Annotated in this window: 2 protein-coding genes; both read left to right on the top strand. The window is 71.2% G+C overall.

Annotated elements, in window-relative coordinates; genetic code table 11:
• The coding region (locus G7A99_RS20910) for a riboflavin synthase (protein ID WP_371807650.1) at positions 1–333 on the top strand (333 nt) is incomplete at its 5' end.
• Between the two features lie 32 nt (positions 334–365).
• Positions 366–1,024, top strand: a 659-nt coding sequence (gene ribB, locus G7A99_RS20905) for a 3,4-dihydroxy-2-butanone-4-phosphate synthase (protein WP_163143820.1), incomplete at its 3' end; no start/stop codon positions are given.

Genomic DNA, 1,024 nt, shown 5'->3' with positions numbered 1-1,024 from the left:
GAGGTGGTCTGGCGCCGCCCGGAGGGACGCTCGGAGCGCTGGCGCTTCCGCGCGCCGGAGCGCCTGGCCCGCTACATCGCCGAGAAGGGCTCCATCTGCATCGACGGCGTGAGCCTCACGGTCAACGCGGTAGCGGGCGCGGAGTTCGAGCTCAACCTGGTGCCGCACACCACCGCGGTCACCACCCTCGGCGGGCGGGCCGCCGGCGACACCGTGAACCTGGAAGTGGACATCATCGCGCGCTATCTGGAACGCCTGATGAGCGGCGGCGGGGCGGACGGCGACGGCGGCATCACCCGGGCGTTCCTCGCCCGTCACGGCTTCGGCGGCTGACGGCGCGCCCACGGGATCGGAGAACGACATCAATGGCCTTCAACAGCACCGAAGAGATCATCGACGAGCTGCGCCAGGGGCGCATGGTCGTGATCATGGACGACGAGGACCGGGAGAACGAGGGCGACCTGCTCATGCCCGCGTCCATGGTCCGCCCGGACGACATCAACTTCATGGCACGCTACGGCCGCGGACTGATCTGCCTGACGCTGACCCGCGAGCGCTGCGAGCAGCTGCGCCTCCCGCTGATGGTCAACGACAACGGCGACCAGCACGGCACCAATTTCACGCTCTCCATCGAGGCGGCACGGGGGGTGACCACCGGCATCTCCGCGGCCGACCGCGCCCGCACCGTCCAGGCGGCGGTTGCGCCCCAGGCGCGCCCGGAGGACATCGTCCAGCCGGGGCACATCTTTCCGGTCATGGCCCAGCCCGGCGGGGTGCTCACGCGTGCCGGCCACACGGAGGCGGGCTGCGATCTTGCGCGCCTCGCCGGCTTCGAGCCGGCCGCGGTGATCGTCGAGGTCCTCAACGAGGACGGCACCATGGCGCGGCGCGACGACCTCATGGCCTTCGCCCGCGAGCACGGGATCAAGATCGGCACCATCGCGGACCTCATCGCCTACCGGGTGCGCAACGAGCGCACGGTCGAGCGGGTCGCCGACTGCGAGCTGCCCACGAGCCACGGGCG

The sequence above is a fragment of the Arhodomonas sp. KWT genome (assembly GCF_010993615.1).
The sequence above is the reverse complement of the archived record's forward strand: the minus strand, read 5'-3'. Positions and strand labels throughout refer to the sequence as shown.